Origin of the sequence: Streptomyces sp. P9(2023), from assembly GCF_032436795.1 — a bacterium.
Lineage (GTDB): Bacteria > Actinomycetota > Actinomycetes > Streptomycetales > Streptomycetaceae > Streptomyces.
The window spans coordinates 63,829-80,216 of sequence record NZ_JAUPWM010000010.1; the positions used below are offsets into that span (position 1 = coordinate 63,829).

Consider the following 16,388-nt stretch of genomic DNA (forward strand, 5'->3'; position numbering starts at 1 on the left):
CCGTCGCCACACGCGTCAGCGGCCGCGTCGCTTGCCGCCGCCGCCTTCGTTGTTCAGCAGGCCCGCCTTGCGCAGGGCATCGGCCATGGCGCTGTTCGCGGGGGCGGGCGCCGAGCGCTGGGGCTGAGCCGAGCGCTGGGGCTGCGGCGAGCGCTGGGGCTGCGCCGAGCGCTGGCCCTGGCTCTGCCCCTGGCCCTGTCCCTGGCCGCGACGCTGCTGCGGCGGACGGCCGCCGCGATCGCCGCCCCCGCCCCGCTCCCGGCGCTCCCGCTGCGGGGCCTCCGCCGTGTCCGCCGTCGCCTCGTCGTCAAGCCGCAGCGTCAGCGAGATCCGCTTGCGCGGGATGTCGACGTCCAGCACCTTCACCCGTACCACGTCACCCGGCTTCACCACGTCACGCGGGTCCTTGACGAACGTCTTCGACATCGCCGACACGTGGACGAGTCCGTCCTGGTGCACGCCGATGTCCACGAACGCCCCGAACGCCGCCACGTTCGTGACCACGCCCTCCAGGACCATCCCCGACACCAGGTCGCCGAGCTTCTCGACGCCCTCCTTGAAGGTCGCCGTCTTGAACGCCGGCCGCGGGTCCCGGCCCGGCTTCTCCAGCTCGCGCAGGATGTCCGTGACCGTCGGCAGACCGAAGGTCTCGTCGACGAAGGAGTCCGCCCGCAGCGACCGCAGCACACCCGTGTTGCCGATCAGCGACGCGACCTCGCCGCCCGTCGTCTTCACCATCGCCCGCACCACCGGGTACGCCTCCGGGTGCACCGAGGACGCGTCCAGCGGGTCGTCGCCGCCCCGGATCCGGAGGAAGCCCGCGCACTGCTCGTACGCCTTCGGGCCGAGCCGCGCCACGTCCTTCAGCGCCTTCCGCGACCGGAAGGGACCGTTCGCGTCGCGGTGCGCCACGATGTTCTCGGCGAGGCCCGCGCCGATCCCCGACACCCGCGAAAGCAGCGGCGTGGACGCCGTGTTGACGTCGACGCCGACACCGTTCACACAGTCCTCGACGACCGCGTCCAGGGACCTGGACAGCTTCACCTCGGACAGGTCGTGCTGGTACTGACCGACACCGATCGACCTCGGATCGATCTTCACCAGCTCGGCCAGCGGGTCCTGCAGCCGTCGCGCGATCGAGACCGCTCCGCGCAACGAGACGTCCATGCCCGGGAGTTCCTGCGAGGCGAACGCCGACGCCGAGTACACCGAGGCGCCCGCCTCCGACACCATCACCTTGGTGAGCGTCAACTCCGGGTGCTTGGCGATGAGTTCACCGGCGAGCTTGTCCGTCTCGCGGGACGCCGTGCCGTTGCCGATGGCGACCAGCTCGACCGCGTGCTCCTTCGCGAGCCGCGCCAGCTTCGCCAGCGACTCGTCCCACTTGTTCGCCGGGACGTGCGGGTAGATCGTGTCGGTGGCGACGACCTTGCCCGTACCGTCGACCACGGCCACCTTGACACCCGTACGGAACCCGGGGTCGAGGCCCAGCGTCGTCCGCGTCCCCGCCGGGGCGGCCAGCAGCAGGTCGCGCAGGTTCGTCGCGAAGACCCGGACCGCCTCGTCCTCGGCGGCCGTCCGCAGCCGCAGCCGCAGGTCGATCCCGAGGTGGACCAGGATCCGGGTCCGCCAGGCCCAGCGGACCGTGTCCTGCAGCCACTTGTCGCCGGGACGCCCCCGCTCGGCCACCCCGAAGCGCGAGGCGACCATCCCCTCGTACGCGGACGGGCCCGGCGTCTCCGAAGGCTCCTCCGGCTCCAGCTCCAGCGTGAGGACGTCCTCCTTCTCGCCGCGCAGCATCGCGAGGATCCGGTGCGAGGGCAGCGCGGTGAACGGCTCCGCGAAGTCGAAGTAGTCGGCGAACTTCGCGCCCGCCTCCTCCTTGCCGTCGCGGACCTTCGCCGCCAGCCGGCCCCGGCCCCACATCCGCTCCCGCAGCTCGCCGATCAGGTCGGCGTCCTCCGAGAACTTCTCCGTCAGGATCGCGCGGGCGCCCTCCAGCGCGGCGGCCGGGTCGGCGACGCCCTTGTCGGCGTCCACGAAGGCCGCGGCGGCGGCCGCCGGCTCCACCGACGGGTCGGCGAGCAGCCCCTCCGCCAGCGGCTCGAGACCTGCCTCGCGGGCGATCTGCGCCTTGGTGCGGCGCTTGGGCTTGAACGGCAGGTAGATGTCCTCCAGCCGGGCCTTCGTGTCGGCCGCCCGGAGCTGCGCCTCCACCTCGGCCGTCAGCTTCCCCTGCTCCCGTACGGAGTCGAGGATGGCGGTCCGCCGGTCCTCCAGCTCCCGCAGATAGCGCAGCCGCTCCTCCAGCGTGCGCAGCTGCGCGTCGTCGAGCATCTCCGTCGCTTCCTTGCGGTAGCGCGCGATGAACGGCACGGTCGAGCCGCCGTCGAGCAGCTCGACGGCCGCCCTCACCTGTCGCTCACGTACGCCGAGTTCCTCGGCGATCCTGCCTTCGATGGACGTCGTCACGGTGTCCCGACTCGCCTTCTCGTGCCTCAAGCTTGCGAGTGCATTCTGCCGCCTTCACCTCCGGAACCCCGCACGCGCCCCGGTCCCGCCGTGTCCGCGGCCCGGCGGGACCGGGCCCCAGGGCACGGCGGGCGGCTCCGTCAGACCTTGGCGCTGAGGTCCGCCGGGAAGGCCCCGGCCAGGAACGCCGCGTTACGGAAGGCCTTGCCCAGCTCCGAAAGGCGCTCGACGGCCGCCGCGCCCAGGTGCTCGTACGGGGCCGAGTCGAGCCGGTCCGTCCACGCCTCCAGCTCCTCGCGCAGGGCCGTGCCCTCGACCGTGAGCTCGCCCTCCGCGTCCAGCAGACCGCGCTCGCGCAGCCGGTCGGCGGCGGCGTCCCAGTCCGAGCGCCGCCAGCCCCGGGCGCCCAGGGCGAGGCGCGGGTTCATGCCCATGCCGGTCGCGGTGTGGCTGACCATCGCCTCCAGCGGGTCGAGGCCCACGGTCAGGAGCGCCGCCAGGTGGCCGTCGCCCCGGTGCTCGCGCAGCAGCGTCGCGGCGTGCCAGTAGCGCAGGTGCGGCGCCTCGGGCACCGGCAGGTCGGCGTGGGCCGAGTACAGCGGCCGGGCGTGCCGGGTGCAGGCCTCGGTGGCGCGCATCGCCAGCTCGGCGGCCTCCGCCATCTCGGCCGAGGCGATCGTCTCCTCGCCGAGCAGACGGCGCAGGGTGCTGTCCACGGCCCGCAGCCGTGCGGCCCCCACCTCCGCGGGCGAGGCGATGTCCCAGACGGCCGGCAGATGCCGGGCCAGCAGCTCCACGTTGTAGTTGTTGAAGGCCGCGGCGACCGTTCCCGCGCCCACCGCCCCCATCGCGGCCGAGCGCGAGGCGAGCCGCATCGCCGACTGGTCCTCGAAGCCGAGCGCCCGGAACTCGGTGTCCAGGTCCGGCGAGAAGTACACCGTCGAGTGCAGCGGGTTGAGCATGTGGTGGCAGCGGCGGCCCGCGCGGGGCGGCAGAGAGGTCATGGAACGAAACGTTACCGACTGGTCGGTACGACTGGAAGGCCGGGGCGGTCGCGGGCGCCCGATGGCAGGAAAGGTGGGGTCTTCGTCATTGCGGCCGTCCCGCGCCCCGCCAAGGATGGAGCACATGACGAAGCGACCCGTGCTCGTCGTCCTCTTCGACGACGTGCAGAGCCTGGATGTCACCGGACCGGTGGAGGTGTTCGCCGGCGCCGGCCATTTCGGGGGCGGCGGCTACCCGATCCAGACCGCCTCGCTCGACGGCGATCCGGTCCGCACCCAGAGCGGCCTGCGGCTGCTGCCCGACACGACGCTCGACGCCGTGAATCGCCCGCACACCCTGCTCGTCCCCGGGGGTGGGGGCACCCGGGGTCCCGACCCCCGGCTGATCGACTGGCTGCGCGAGCACGCCCCGCGCGCCGAGCGCCTGGTCTCCGTCTGCACCGGCGCCCTGCTGCTCGCCGAGGCCGGACTCCTCGACGGCCATCGGGCCACCACCCACTGGGCCGCCTGCGACCACCTCGCCCGCTGCTATCCCGAGGTCGAGGTGGAGCCTGACCCCGTCTTCGTCCGCGACGGAAGGATCTCCACCTCCGCCGGCGTGACCGCGGGCATCGACCTGGCCCTCGCCCTGGTGGAGGAGGACCTCGGCCGGGAGGCCGCGCTCACCGTCGCCCGCCACCTGGTCGTCTTCCTGCGCCGCCCGGGCAACCAGGCGCAGTTCAGCGCCCAGCTCGCCGCCCAGACCGCCCAGCGCCCGCCCCTGCGCGACCTCCAGCACTGGATCACCGAGCACCCCGACGGGGACCTCTCCGTCGACGCCCTGGCCGCCCGCGCCCGGATGTCGCCGCGCCACTTCGCCCGCACCTTCCAGGCGGAGACCGGGACGACCCCGGGCCGGTACGTCGACCGGGTCCGGCTCGAACACGCCCGCAGGCTCCTGGAGGAGACCGCCTACGGGGTCCAGGAGGTCGCGGGAGCGGCCGGCTACGGCACCCCCGAGGCCATGCGGCGGGCCTTCGGCAAAGCCATGGACACCACCCCGGCGGAGTACCGCCGCCGCTTCCACTCGCCCGTCCCACGCGCACCACAGACCACACGCTGACCCCTGAAGGGGATCCCATGCAGATCGCGGTACTGCTCTTCGACCGTTTCACCACCCTCGACGCCGTCGGCCCCTACGAGCTCCTCGCCCGCCTCCCCGGAGCCGAGACCGTCTTCGTCGCCAAGGAGTCGGGCACGGTCCGCAACGACCAGGGCAGCCTCGCCCTGGTCGCCGACCAGACCCTCGCCGACGTCCCGAACCCCGACATCGTCCTGGTCCCCGGCGGCCCCGGCACCCGGGAGGCGATGAAGGACCCGGAGATCCTCGCCTGGCTCCGTACCGCCGACGCGACCAGCACCTGGACCACCTCCGTCTGCACCGGATCCCTGATCCTGGCCGCCGTGGGCCTGCTCGCCGGCCGCCGGGCCACCACACACTGGCTCGCGTACGACGAGCTGCGGGCGCTCGGGGTCGAACCCACCGGCGAGCGGGTCGTCTTCGACGGCAAGTACGTCACCGCCGCCGGGGTCTCCTCCGGCATCGACATGGCCCTGCACCTGCTCGGCCGGATCGCGGGTGACGCGACGGCGCAGACCGTCCAGCTGCTGACCGAGTATGACCCGCAGCCGCCGTACGACGCGGGCTCCCCGGAGAAGGCCCCGGCCGAGATCGTGGCGCACTGGCGCGACATCGCCGCGAAGGACCTCGTCGAGGGCTGAACCGACGACGAGGCGTCAGATCCCGTACGTGAAGCGGGGCGTACGGCGCTCCAGGAAGGCGGCGACCCCCTCGGCGGTGTCGCCGCTGCCGCGCGCCTGCTCCGCCCAGTGCGCGTCCCGGTCGGTGCGGCCGTCCGCGAACTCCTTGGCCGCCGCCTGGGTGAGCAGCGAGCGGCCGACCAGCACACGGGTGAACTCGCCCACCCGCTTGTCCAGTTCGCCGGCCGGCAGGACCTCGTCCACAAGGCCGGTGCGCAGCGCCCGCTCGGTGTCGATCAACTCGCCCGAGAAGAGCAGGTACTTGGCGGCGGAGGGGCCCACCAGCGCGGCAAGCCGCCGGGTCGAGGAGGCGGGGTAGACGATCCCGAGCTTCGCCGGGGTGACCCCGAACCACGCGCCCTCCTCGGCGAACCTCAGGTCGCAGGCCGCGGCGAGCTGGCCGCCGCCGCCCACGCAGTAGCCGCGGACGGCGGCGAGCGTCGGCTTGGGGAAGGCGGCGAGGGCCTCCTCGGCCCGTACCGCGAGCGACTGCTGGTCGTCGCCCGGCTCGCGCAGCGTCGAGATGTCGGCGCCCGCGCAGAAGGTCCCGCCCTCACCCGTGAGCACCAGCACGCGGACCGCCGGGTCGGCGGCGAGCGGCGCGAGCGTCCCGGGCAGGGCCCGCCACATCGCGGGCGTCATCGCGTTGCGCTTGGCCGGGTTCGAGATGACGACGGTGGCGACCTCGTCGGCGACGACGACCTTCAGCTGCGGTTCGGTGGGCTCCATGCGCCGGATGCTATCCGGGCACCCCGATCGTACGATCGACAAGGGGGTCCGAGGAGGAGGCGCGCATGTCCCGGGATTCCACCGACGGCGACCACGAGCGTCCCCACGACGGCGACCGCGAGGCGTCCCGACCCGCGGACCGTGAGGGCTCCCACGACGGCGACCCCCAGAGCCCACGCGCCGAGGACCCGCAGGGTTCCTACGACGCCGTTCGCGAGGGCAGGAAGCTCAGCCGCAGCCTCGGCCGGCTCGCCTTCCTCGGTGTCCTGCTGGTCCTCGGCGGCATCGTCGGTCTCCTCTACACCGGGTTCGCCACCCTCACCTCCATGCTGCTCTTCGGCTGGCTGCTCCTCATCGGCGGCTTCGTCGGCCTGCTGCACGCCATCGAGTCGCGCGGCACCAGCTACTTCTGGCTCGCCGTGGTGGTGGCCGCGCTGAACATGGCGGCAGGCGTCGTCGTGATCCGGCACCCGGAGGGCACGGCCGAGGCGCTGACCATGTTCGCCGCGCTGCTCTTCCTCACCGGTGGGGTCTTCCGGCTGGTGGGCAGTGCGGTGGTGCGCGGACCCCAGTTCGGCTGGACCCTCGTCCAGGGCGCCTTCGGCCTGCTCCTCGGTCTGCTGGTCCTCTTCGACTGGCCGGACAGCAGCCGGTACGTCCTCGGGGTCTTCTTCTCGCTGGCCCTGCTCTTCGACGGTCTCGGCCTGATCGCCATCGGCGTCGGAGGCCGACGGATCGTCAGTATGGTCACGCCGGCGGTCACCCCGCCGGTAGCACAACAGGACAAGCCACCCGCCGACCCTCCTAAGGCGTCAACGGAGGATCAGGAGCAGTCGAACAACTGACGTTGGCATACTCACCCGATCAGAATGCGGTCGATAAGTGTCGACTTCTGGTCAGTAGCCCGGTCCGGACCTGCGGATTACCAAGACTTGACTCGTGGCGACAATCGAGCACGAGGGTGGGAGCCGGACTATGGAGAGCCGCGGGAGCGTCCCCGCACGGCCACCGTCCTACGAAGGGGTCTGGCGCTTCACCGCTCCCGCGGTCGACGTCTCCGTTCCGCAGGCCCGGCACGCCGTACGGGACCTGCTGAACCGTCAGGGTGTACCGGTCCACGACGACACGGTGCAGGGCCTGCTCCTGATCGTCTCGGAGCTGGTCACCAACTCCGTCAAGCACGCGGCGCTGCTCTCCCCGGAAGTGGCCGTGGAGGTGGCGATCGGCGCGGAGTGGATCCGGGTGTCCGTCGAAGACAACCATCCGTACCGCCCCAAGGCGCTGGAGGCGGACTGGGGACAGACGGGCGGCCGCGGGCTGCTCCTGGTCCGGGAGATCGCCCTGGAGTCCGGCGGCGCCTGCGACGTGGAGCACACCGCGAGCGGCGGGAAGATCATCTGGGCCGCGCTGCCCCTGGACGCGGGCCGCCCGGCACCGGGGGAGGCGCCGACGGCGCTCCCCCCTGCGGCGCCGGGGATCACCAGCCCCCGGCGGGACCCGTCAGCTCCTTGATCGCCGGACGCGCCGCGTCCAGGACGGTCATGAACCAGGCGGAGAACGGCGCGTTCGCGTGCCGCTCCATCAGCTCGTCGGCCGTCACGAAGTCGGTCTCCTCGACCTCCTCCGGATCCGGCCGCAGGTCGGCCTGGGCCATGCCGACGAAGAGGTGGTTGTACTCCTGCTCCACCAGGCCCGACGCCGGGTCCGGGTGGTTGTAGCGGACCGTGCCCGCCTCGGCGAGCAGCGTGGGCGAGATCCCCAGCTCCTCGTACGTGCGCCGGGCGGCGGCGGCGAACGGCGCCTCGCCCGGGTACGGGTGGCCGCAGCAGGTGTTCGACCAGACGCCGGGGGAGTGGTACTTCCCGAGCGCGCGCCGCTGCAGCAGCAGCCGGCCGGACTCGTCGAAGAGGAAGACGGAGAACGCCCGGTGCAGTTGTCCCGGGGCCTGGTGGGCGGCGAGCTTCTCCGCCGTACCGATGGTGATGCCGTTCTCGTCGACCAGTTCGAGCATGATCGACGCCTGGGCTGCGGTCGGCTGGACACCGTTCGACGAGGTGTGAGCCACGCTGGCTGATGTGGTCGGCATAACCGTCCTTCGCTTCGGTCTCGGCCCGGAGGGGCTCCCTCAGTCTGCCGCACAAAAGCCGCTTGTCCGTACTTCGGGCGGCCGGACATGGCCCGCTCCCACCGCACCGGAGTACTGCCGGCGCGACGGGAGCGGACCGGGCGTCAGACGCCGAAGGCCGCCGCATAGCGGATCGTGCCCGCCGGAACCGGCTCGGAGCCGTCCAGGACGAGCGCCCTCATGGCCTCGTCCGGCACGTCGAAGGACGGCCGAATTCCATACGCGGACGCCAGTGCGAATCCGAACTTCGGGTAGTACTCCGGGTGGCCGAGCACCAGCACCAGCCGCTCCCCGGCCAGCCGCGCCGCGTCGAGCACGGCCCGGACGACGGCCTCCCCGGCGCCCTGCCGCTGATACGCGGGTGCGACGGCGACCGGGGCGAGCGCCGCGGCGGGAACCCCGTCGACATGGCATCGGGTGATCAGCGCGTGTGCCACGACCGAGCCGTCCGGGGCCTCGGCCACGTACGACAGACCCGGGAGCCAGGCCCCGGGGTCCGCACGCAGGGCGTCGACCAGATCGGCCTCCGCGGGTGTCTCGAAGGCCGCCGCGTTGACGTCCCGTACGGCACGGATGTCGCCGGCGGTCTCCTGCCGCGTCCGCCACCGGGTGTCGGCCGGACGCAGGACGTAACCGGTGTAGCCGTACTCGCCGCCGTGGTCACGGCGCATGGCGAGTTCGGCGCGGGTCGAGGCGAGCACCTCGGCCATCCCGGGGGTGTCGGGGTCGGCCGCGTCGGCCCGTTCGGCGAGCGGGCCGTAGTACGCGTCCCAGTCGCTCTCGGGCTGCGGGACGACGCCGAGGACGTGGTAGCCGCCCTCGACCGCCGCCGCGGTGTTCGTGTGCCGGGTACGGAGTGGGTAGTGCGCGTCCCAGAAGGCGCGGGCCTCCTGGCCCGGCTCGTCCACCGTCCACTCGCACTCGGTGAGCACGAGGGTGCCGCCGGGGCCGAGAAGCCGGCGCCAGGAGCGCAGGGCGGTGTCGAAGCCGATGGCGTAGGCCGAGCTCTCGGCCCAGACGAGATCGAAGGACCCGTCGGGGAACCGCAGCTCGCCCATGTCGGCGTCGAGCGTGACGACGCGGTCGCCGAGCCCGCGGGCGTCGGCGGCCCGCCGCAGCTCGTCCAGGAACGGCTGGTGCAGGTCGACGGCCGTCACCTCCGCCCCGGCCTCGGCGGCCAGGAGGAGCGCGGAACGGCCGGGGCCGCAGCCCAGATCGAGCACCCGGGGCCGCTCGGGGAGCGGTCCCGCGAGCGCGAGCAGACTGCGGGTGGTGGCGTCGGAGCCAGGGCCCTGCCGCGGAAGACCGTGGTGCAGGGCGAAGAAGGCGTCGTACAGCGCGTTGTTGTTGTCGGACAACGTGGGAAACCCTTTGGTGGGAGGGCCCCGGCCGACAGGTGATCGGTTCGGAGGAACCGGGATCAGGTCAGCCGAAGACCCGGAAGCTGAGGTTGAAGCCGGACCGGGCGCTGCCGCACTGGGCAGCCTCCATCGCGACGGTCATCGACCTCAGCTCCTCTCGTACCTCACACACACCGTTCGAACGTCTGTCGATCAACCCTGACAGGGCCCCTGAGGGCGGTCAGAGACAGAGCTTGGTCTCGTGCGCCGCGTGACCGACGGGCTCCAGCTGGAAGGTGCAGTGCTCCACGTCGAAGTGGGAGCCGAGGCAGCCCTGCAGATCGTGCAGCATCTTCTCGTGGCCGACGGAGTCCAGCGCCGCCTGGTCCACCACCACATGGGCGGAGAGCACCGGCATCCCGGACGTGATCGTCCAGGCGTGCAGGTCGTGGACGTCCTCGACGCCCGGCAGAGCCAGTATGTGCGCCCGCACCTCCGCCATGTCGACGCCCTTGGGGGCCGACTCCAGGAGGACGTCCAGCGTCTCGCGCAGCAGCTTGAGGGTGCGCGGCACGATCATCAGGCCGATCACGATCGAGGCGATCGGGTCGGCGTACTGCCAGCCGGTGGCCAGGATGATGCCCGCCGAGACCAGGACCGTCACCGAGCCGAGTGCGTCGGCCAGCACCTCCAGATAGGCGCCGCGCACGTTCAGACTCTCCTTCTGGCCGCGTACCAGGATGGAGAGCGAGATCATGTTGGCGACCAGACCGATCAGCGCGAACATGATGGTCAGCCCGCCCCTTGTCTCGGCCGGCTCGATGAACCGCTGGATCGCCTCGTACAGCACGTAGGTGCCGACGCCGAGCAGCAGCAGACAGTTGGCGAGCGCGGCGAGGATCTCGGCCCGGGCGAAGCCGTAGGTGCGGTTCTCGGTGGGCGGGCGGTTGGCGAAGTGGATCGCGAGCAGCGCCATCGCGAGTCCGACCGCGTCGGTCGCCATGTGGGCCGCGTCGGCGATCAGGGCGAGCGAGTCGGAGACGACGCCGCCGATGATCTCGATCACCATCACGGACAGCGTGATCGCGAGCGCGATCCGCAGTCGGCCCCGGTAGGCAGCCGCCGCGGTCCCCGTGGGCGGGGGTCCTCCGTGGCTGTGCCCGTGGTCGTGTCCAGCCCCCATGAGTCGGCTCTCCCTCGTGTCGTGTCGCCGGTGTTCCAGTCGCTTCGATTCGCCAGTGAACTACGGGTGGGGGGTATATGCAACACGGTACTGAACACCGTTGTCATATCATCTGACCTGGGCTTATACGGGTTCGCCCGGAAGACGTGCGACCGTGGGTCCGTGCGGTCCCCGGGCACGGTTTGTGGGGCGGCGGGTCGATCGCCCATGATGATCTCCGCAGGGCATGGCGTACTCGGGCGGATTCGAGTGGGCCCGGGGGAGTCCGCACCGCAAAGCCTCGGTGAACTCCCGCCCTTGTTCATCCGATAGCCTCAGCCGACGTGCCGCCGCCCGATGCCGGGCCGAGCCGCCGTGCCCGGGGCTGTGCCATGGGCCCCGAGGGCCCGCCCGTCAGCTCCAAGGAGTGAGTTCGTCTGTCGACCGCCATCCTCACCGGTCCGCCGGTACCCGGATCGTCGCTCGACGGCGATCTGCGGTCGCTGGGCTTCGACGTACGGGTCGCCTCCGGCCCGCAGGACACCGGAGCGCTGCTCGCCGCCGTACCCGCGGGTGAGCGGGTCGCCGTCGTCGACCCGCGCTTCGTCGGCCACCTCCACGCGCTGCGGCTGGCCCTCACCGACCCCCGCTTTCCCGCCACCGCGGCGCCCGGCGCGCTCACCGCACAGCCCGAGGCCCGCCCGGCGCTCGCCCGCGCGCTGACCGACGCGTACGCCGCGGTGCCCGGCGCCCCCGCCGTGCCCGCGCCCGCGGCCACCGAGGAGACCCTGCCGGACGCCCTCGCCGACGCCCTCGACGCCGACGGCGTCGCCGTGCACCGGCCCCAGCTCGGCACCCTCGTCGCCGCCGTACCGACCGACGCAGAGGCCCGCCACGAGGCCCGCGCGGCCGTCGCCGCCGTCGACGACGAGGCCGTACGGCTGCGCTCCGCGGTGAAGGCCCACGACGGCTTCTTCACCACCTTCTGCGTCAGCCCGTACTCGCGCTACATCGCCCGCTGGTGCGCCCGGCGCGGCCTCACGCCCAACCAGGTCACCACCGCCTCGCTGCTCACCGCCCTGATCGCGGCCGGCTGCGCCGCAACGGGCGAGCGCGGCGGGTACGTCGCCGCCGGCCTGCTCCTCCTCGTCTCCTTCGTCCTGGACTGCACCGACGGGCAGCTCGCCCGTTACTCCCTGCAGTACTCGACGATGGGCGCCTGGCTCGACGCCACCTTCGACCGCGCGAAGGAGTACGCCTTCTACGCGGGGCTCGCTCTCGGCGCCGCGCGGAACGGCGACGACGTGTGGGCGCTCGCGCTCGGCGCGATGGTCCTCATGACCTGCCGCCACGTCGTGGACTTCTCCTTCAACGAGGCCAACCACGACGCCACGGCCAACACCAGCCCCACCGCGGCCCTCTCCAACCGGCTCGACAGCGTCGGCTGGACCGTCTGGGTCCGCCGGATGATCATCCTGCCGATCGGCGAGCGCTGGGCCATGATCGCGGTCCTCACCGCCGTCACCACGCCCCGGATCACCTTCTGGGCGCTGATCATCGGCTGCGCGTTCGGCGCCTCGTACACCACCGCCGGCCGCGTGCTCCGCTCACTGACCCGCAGGGCGCGCCGGACGGACCGGGCCGCGCAGGCGCTCGCCGACCTTGCCGACTCGGGACCGCTCGCCCAGCTGGTAGCGGCGAGCCGCCGGAACATCAGGGGCGCTTGGGCCCCGCCGGTGGTCGCCGGCGTAGGAGCCGTCTGGCTCCTCATCGCCGCCTGGCAGGCGCCCGCGGGTGCCGTCGTGCTCGCCGCCGTGTTCTACGTCCTCTGTTCCGGCCTCGCCGTCGCCCACACCCTCAAGGGGCCCCTCGACTGGCTCGTACCCCCGGTGTTCCGGGCCGCCGAGTACGGCACGATCCTGATCCTCGCCGCCCGCTCCGAGGTGAACGGTGCCTTGCCCGCGGCTTACGGGCTCGTGGCCGCCGTCGCCTACCATCACTACGACACGGTGTACCGCATCCGCGGTGGCACCGGCGCCCCGCCCGCGTGGCTGGTGCGCACCATCGGCGGTCACGAGGGCCGCGTCCTGCTGGTGACGGTCCTCGCCGTCCTGCTGGCGAGCCGTGGCAGTGACTTCACCCTGGCGCTCACCGCCCTGGCGGTCGTCGTCGCGCTCGTGGTGCTCGTGGAGTCCATCCGCTTCTGGGTGTCCTCGGGAGCACCCGCCGTACACGACGAAGGAGAAACCGCATGATCGGCCTCGTACTGGCAGCCGGTGCCGGACGGCGTCTGCGCCCCTACACGGACACGCTTCCGAAGGCGCTCGTGCCCGTCGACGGTGACACCACCGTGCTCGACCTCACGCTGAAGAACTTCGCGGAGGTCGGCCTCACCGAGGTCGCCGTCGTCGTCGGCTACCGCAAGGAGGCCGTGTACGCGCGCAAGGAGGCTCTGGAGGCCCAGTACGGCGTGTCGATCACGCTGATCGACAACGACAAGGCCGAGGAGTGGAACAACGCCTACTCCCTGTGGTGCGCGCGTGACGTCCTCAAGCAGGGCGTGATCCTCGCCAACGGCGACACCGTCCACCCGGTCTCCGTCGAGCAGACCCTGCTCGCCGCGCGCGGCGACGGCCGGCGGATCATCCTCGCCCTCGACACGGTGAAGTCCCTCGCCGACGAGGAGATGAAGGTCGTCACCGCCGACGGCAAGGGCGTCCAGAAGATCACCAAGCTGATGGACCCGGCCGCCGCCACCGGCGAGTACATCGGCGTCACCCTGATCGAGCCCGAGGCCGCCGAGGCGCTCGCCGACGCCCTGAAGGCCACCTTCGAGCGCGACCCGGACCTGTACTACGAGGACGGCTACCAGAAGCTCGCCGACGACGGCTTCACGATCGACGTGGCACCCATCGGGGACGTCAAGTGGGTCGAGATCGACAACCACGACGACCTCGCGAAGGGCCGTGAGATCGCGTGCCAGTACTGACCCGGCTCATCCCCTCGCCGGTCGTCGTCGACATCCGCCGCGGAGCGCTGGAGGGCCTCACCACCCTCCTCGCCGACCAGCGGATCTCCAGCAACGGCCGGATCGCCGTCGCCATAAGCGGCGGCTCGGGCCTGAAGCTGAAGGAGCACTTCGCCCCCGAGCTGCCCGGAGCCGACTGGTACCCGGTCGACGGCGGCACGATCGACGCGGCGGTGAAGCTCGCCGACGCCATAAGGGGCAAGCGCTACGACGCCGTGGTCGCCCTGGGCGGCGGCAAGATCATCGACGTCACGAAGTACGCGGCGGCCCGGGTCGGCCTGCCGCTGGTCGCCATCGCCACCAACCTCTCGCACGACGGCATCTGCTCGCCGGTGTCCACCCTGGACAACGACAACGGGCGCGGCTCGTACGGTGTGCCGACCCCGATCGCGCTGGTCATCGACCTCGACGTGATCCGGGACGCCCCGGTGCGCTACGTCCGCTCCGGGATCGGCGACGCGGTCTCCAACCTCTCCGCCATCGCGGACTGGGAGCTCTCCCACCGCGAGACCGGCGAGCCGGTCGACGGCCTCGCCGCGGCCATGGCCCGCAGCGCCGGCGAGGCGGTGCTCCGCCACCCCGGCGGCGTCGGCGACGACGACTTCCTGGTCACCCTCTCCGAGGGCCTGGTGATGTCCGGCATCGCCATGTCGATCAGCGGCGACACCCGGCCCTCCTCGGGCGCCTGCCACGAGATCAGCCACGCCTTCGACCTGCTCTATCCCCAGCGCGCCGCCAGCCACGGCGAGCAGTGCGGCCTCGGCGCCGCCTTCGCGATGCACCTGCGCGGTGCCGCCGAGGGCTCGCTCCAGATCGTCGAGACGCTGCGCCGGCACGGTCTGCCCGTGACGCCCGAGGAGATGGGATTCGACGTGGACGAGTTCGTCCGGGCCGTCTCCTTCGCCCCGCAGACGCGTCCCGGCCGCTTCACCATCCTCGAACACCTCGAACTCTCCGACGACCAGATCAGGGACGCGTACGCCGACTATGCCAAGACCATCCGTAGCTGAGCTCCGCCCGGTCGTGCACCCGGCGGGTGTGAAGGACCGGCGCAGCGGAGAGCACTGGGGCGGCCGCCTGTACATGCGCGAGATCTCGCTGCGCATCACCCGCCGCCTGGTCACCACGAACATCACGCCGAACCAGCTGACGTACGTGATGACGATCTGTGGCGTGCTCGCCGCCCCCGCCCTGCTCGTGCCCGGGATCTGGGGCGCGGTCCTCGGTGTCGTCGCGGTGCAGCTCTATCTGCTGCTCGACTGCGTCGACGGTGAGGTCGCCCGCTGGAAGAAGCAGTTCTCGCTCTCGGGCGTCTACCTGGACCGCGTCGGCGCGTACCTGTGCGACGCGGCCGTCCTGGTCGGCTTCGGCCTGCGCGCCGCCGACCTGTGGGGCAGCGGCCGGATCGACTGGCTGTGGGCCTTCCTCGGCACCCTCGCCGCGCTCGGCGCGATCCTGATCAAGGCGGAGACCGACCTCGTCGGCGTCGCCCGCCACCAGGGCGGGCTGCCGCCGGTCAAGGAGGCGGCGAGCGAGCCGCGCTCCTCCGGCATGGCCCTCGCCCGCCGGGCGGCCGGGGCGCTGAAGTTCCACCGCCTGGTCCTCGGGATCGAGGCGTCCCTGCTGATCCTGGTCCTGGCGATCCTCGACGCGGTCCGGGACGACCTGTTCTTCACCCGTCTCGGCGTCGCGGTCCTCGCCGGCATCGCGCTCCTCCAGACGCTGCTGCACCTGGTGTCGATCCTGGCGTCGAGCCGGTTGAAGTGAGGACCGCCTGACATGGCCACGAGCATGCCGACGACAGATGTGACGACGACAAGCAGGGGGAGGACGAGCGTGAGTACGTCGATGAAGCTGGGTGCCGTCATCATCACGATGGGCAACCGTCCGGACGACCTGCGCGCGCTGCTGGACTCGGTGGCCCGCCAGGAGGGCGACCCGGTCGAGGTCGTCGTCGTCGGCAACGGCGCCCCCGTCACGGGGGTGCCCGAGGGCGTCCACACCGTCGACCTGCCCGAGAACCTGGGCATCCCCGGTGGCCGGAACGTCGGCATCGAGGCCTTCGGCCCCGAAGGCCCCTGCGGCCCCGTCGACGCCCTGCTCTTCCTGGACGACGACGGTCTGCTGGCCCGTACGGACACCGCCGAGCTGGTCCGCCAGGCCTTCGCCGCCGACGAGAAGCTGGGCATCATCAGCTTCCGGATCGCGGACCCCGAGACCGGCCTCACCCAGCGCCGGCACGTCCCGAGGCTGCGCGCCGCCGACCCCATGCGGTCCTCGCGGGTGACCACCTTCCTCGGTGGCGCGAACGCCGTCCGCACCCAGGTCCTCGACGAAGTCGGCGGCCTGCCCGACGAGTTCTTCTACGCGCACGAGGAGACGGATCTGGCCTGGCGGGCCCTCGACGCCAACTGGATGATCGACTACCGTTCCGACATGGTGCTGCTCCACCCCACCACGCCACCGTCCCGGCACGCGACGTACCACTACAACGTGGCCCGCAACCGGGTATGGCTGGCCCGGCGCAACCTCCCCGCTCTCCTGGTCCCCGTCTACCTCGGTGTCTGGCTGCTCCTCACCCTCGCGCGGCGCCCCTCCGGCCCCGCTCTCAAGGCGTGGCTCGGCGGATTCCGGGAAGGCTGGGCCACCCCCTGCGGACCGCGCCGGCCCATGAAATGGCGTACGGTGTGGCGGCTGACCCGACTGGGACGCCCGCCCGTCGTCTGAC

Annotated in this window: 16 protein-coding genes; 9 read left to right on the top strand and 7 right to left on the bottom strand. The window is 72.1% G+C overall.

From position 1 onward, the window contains the following. Positions 1-15: 15 nt before the first annotated feature. Together Q5762_RS16685 and Q5762_RS16690 are read right to left on the bottom strand one after the other, a co-directional pair. Positions 16-2,472 carry a Tex family protein gene (locus tag Q5762_RS16685; RefSeq protein ID WP_315892901.1) on the bottom strand — a complete coding sequence of 819 codons (2,457 nt, stop codon included), beginning with the start codon at positions 2,470-2,472 and terminating at the stop codon, positions 16-18. Positions 2,473-2,612: 140 nt separating this feature from the next. Beyond that, positions 2,613-3,476, bottom strand: coding sequence for an SCO6745 family protein (locus tag Q5762_RS16690; protein WP_315892902.1), 864 nt, complete (start codon positions 3,474-3,476; stop codon positions 2,613-2,615). A gap of 124 nt (positions 3,477-3,600) precedes the next feature. On the opposite strand from Q5762_RS16690, the gene Q5762_RS16695 reads away from it, so the two are divergent. After that, positions 3,601-4,578 carry a GlxA family transcriptional regulator gene (locus Q5762_RS16695; RefSeq protein ID WP_315892903.1) on the top strand — a complete coding sequence of 326 codons (978 nt, stop codon included), beginning with the start codon at positions 3,601-3,603 and terminating at the stop codon, positions 4,576-4,578. Between the two features lie 17 nt (positions 4,579-4,595). Beyond that, positions 4,596-5,237 carry a DJ-1/PfpI family protein gene (locus Q5762_RS16700; protein WP_315892904.1) on the top strand — a complete coding sequence of 214 codons (642 nt, stop codon included), beginning with the start codon at positions 4,596-4,598 and terminating at the stop codon, positions 5,235-5,237. A 15-nt stretch (positions 5,238-5,252) separates the two neighbouring features. Here Q5762_RS16700 and Q5762_RS16705 read toward each other — a convergent pair whose 3' ends face one another. Then, positions 5,253-6,005 carry an enoyl-CoA hydratase/isomerase family protein gene (locus tag Q5762_RS16705; RefSeq protein ID WP_315892905.1) on the bottom strand — a complete coding sequence of 251 codons (753 nt, stop codon included), beginning with the start codon at positions 6,003-6,005 and terminating at the stop codon, positions 5,253-5,255. A 65-nt stretch (positions 6,006-6,070) separates the two neighbouring features. On the opposite strand from Q5762_RS16705, the gene Q5762_RS16710 reads away from it, so the two are divergent. Together Q5762_RS16710 and Q5762_RS16715 are read left to right on the top strand one after the other, a co-directional pair. Next, on the top strand, positions 6,071-6,850 hold the full coding sequence (locus Q5762_RS16710; RefSeq protein ID WP_315892906.1) for an HdeD family acid-resistance protein: 780 nt from the start codon (positions 6,071-6,073) through the stop codon (positions 6,848-6,850). Positions 6,851-6,980: 130 nt separating this feature from the next. Further along, the gene (locus Q5762_RS16715; protein WP_315892907.1) at positions 6,981-7,517 is read left to right on the top strand and encodes an ATP-binding protein; all 537 of its coding nucleotides are present in this window, start codon (positions 6,981-6,983) and stop codon (positions 7,515-7,517) included. On the opposite strand, the gene idi is transcribed toward Q5762_RS16715, so the two are convergent. The 4 genes from idi to Q5762_RS16735 form a co-directional block, all read right to left on the bottom strand. Then, positions 7,483-8,091: an isopentenyl-diphosphate Delta-isomerase gene (gene idi / locus Q5762_RS16720; RefSeq protein WP_315892908.1), complete on the bottom strand. Its 609-nt coding sequence runs from the start codon at positions 8,089-8,091 to the stop codon at positions 7,483-7,485. The genes Q5762_RS16715 and idi overlap by 35 nt on opposite strands. Positions 8,092-8,234: 143 nt before the next feature. Next, entirely contained in the window at positions 8,235-9,488 is a 1,254-nt protein-coding gene (locus tag Q5762_RS16725) for a bifunctional class I SAM-dependent methyltransferase/N-acetyltransferase (protein ID WP_315892909.1), read from the bottom strand. A gap of 223 nt (positions 9,489-9,711) precedes the next feature. Beyond that, positions 9,712-10,653 carry a cation diffusion facilitator family transporter gene (locus Q5762_RS16730; protein ID WP_315892910.1) on the bottom strand — a complete coding sequence of 314 codons (942 nt, stop codon included), beginning with the start codon at positions 10,651-10,653 and terminating at the stop codon, positions 9,712-9,714. 314 nt (positions 10,654-10,967) lie between these two features. After that, positions 10,968-11,246 (bottom strand): hypothetical protein, encoded by a 279-nt coding sequence (locus Q5762_RS16735; RefSeq protein ID WP_315892911.1) that lies wholly within the window; start codon positions 11,244-11,246, stop codon positions 10,968-10,970. Here Q5762_RS16735 and Q5762_RS16740 point away from each other — a divergent pair. From Q5762_RS16740 to Q5762_RS16760, 5 genes are all read left to right on the top strand, one after another. Continuing rightward, entirely contained in the window at positions 11,127-12,887 is a 1,761-nt protein-coding gene (locus Q5762_RS16740) for a DUF5941 domain-containing protein (protein ID WP_315893029.1), read from the top strand. The two genes, Q5762_RS16735 and Q5762_RS16740, sit on opposite strands and share 120 nt — an antisense overlap. Further along, positions 12,884-13,621 carry a phosphocholine cytidylyltransferase family protein gene (locus Q5762_RS16745; protein WP_315892912.1) on the top strand — a complete coding sequence of 246 codons (738 nt, stop codon included), beginning with the start codon at positions 12,884-12,886 and terminating at the stop codon, positions 13,619-13,621. Before Q5762_RS16740 ends, Q5762_RS16745 begins: the two co-directional genes overlap by 4 nt. Next, positions 13,609-14,670, top strand: coding sequence for an iron-containing alcohol dehydrogenase family protein (locus Q5762_RS16750; RefSeq protein ID WP_315892913.1), 1,062 nt, complete (start codon positions 13,609-13,611; stop codon positions 14,668-14,670). The genes Q5762_RS16745 and Q5762_RS16750 overlap by 13 nt, the downstream gene beginning before the upstream one ends. Continuing rightward, complete coding sequence (locus Q5762_RS16755; protein WP_315892914.1) at positions 14,648-15,427, top strand: CDP-alcohol phosphatidyltransferase family protein; 780 nt, start codon at positions 14,648-14,650, stop codon at positions 15,425-15,427. Before Q5762_RS16750 ends, Q5762_RS16755 begins: the two co-directional genes overlap by 23 nt. An 81-nt stretch (positions 15,428-15,508) precedes the next feature. Next, entirely contained in the window at positions 15,509-16,387 is an 879-nt protein-coding gene (locus Q5762_RS16760; protein WP_315893030.1) for a glycosyltransferase, read from the top strand. Position 16,388: the final 1 nt, after the last annotated feature.